Consider the following 871-nt stretch of genomic DNA (forward strand, 5'->3'; position numbering starts at 1 on the left):
TGATTATTATCGCTGTCCAGCCATTTATAATTTGTTGCACCTGTAACCAATAACCCTGAGATACGTCCGTTTGCCCCATTACAACTTGCTTTTTGTATCACCACATTTGTGTTGTTTATTTCGATTCCATTAATTTCATTAACAATAATAGGCTGAGATTGTAAAGCAGGACAGGAACTATCATCGCTTACTTCAAGTGTATATTGCCCCGCAGGAACATTTTGCAGATCGTTTTGCATTCCCACTGTTACTCCGTCAGCATTTCGCCATATGTAAGTGATAGTGCCTGTTCCGGCCACTTTAATATTTTCTATAGATCCGGTTGAGGCGTCACAATAGCTACCGGTAATTGCAAGACCAGTCTGATCTATAGAAGGGCCCGATTGATTCGCCAACACAATCGGCCCATAGCTAGTTGAACACCCCCCTGAATTAGTAACAATAAACGTATACTCTCCTGGTGGTACATTATTAAGATCGGATGTTCCAGTAGTAATTACGGTGTTGGATTTATCTATCCATTTTGTCTCTAATACATCGTAAACCGTATTTGCACCTATCAACCCTTTTATACTTCCGTTATTTAACCCGCAAGACGGCCGTATTATCTGAAGGAGTTGATCGTGAATTATGGGTACGCTATTCTCAAGTTTAATATTCTGGCTTCTTGTATAACAATTGCCGTTGCTGGCTTTTGCATAGTATGTGCCTGGCCCCAGGTTTTTAATTTCGCTTCCTTCGCCTACTTTCTGATTTTGATCATTAAACCACTCTACCTTAAGCACATGCATTAAATTAAGTAATTTTATCGATCCATTATTCTCCCCACATACTGGGTTTATATGTATATCAGAATGACTGTATTTTTCAA

1 protein-coding gene is annotated in these 871 nt (G+C 39.3%); it reads right to left on the minus strand.

Translation table 11 applies throughout. The features are described from left to right. Positions 1 to 871 (minus strand): hypothetical protein (locus tag ACNOHI_RS24640; RefSeq protein ID WP_420477368.1); only part of this gene is annotated, 871 nt, incomplete at both ends.

This window comes from Noviherbaspirillum sp. ST9 (assembly GCF_048799745.1).
Lineage (GTDB): Bacteria > Pseudomonadota > Gammaproteobacteria > Burkholderiales > Burkholderiaceae_D > Noviherbaspirillum.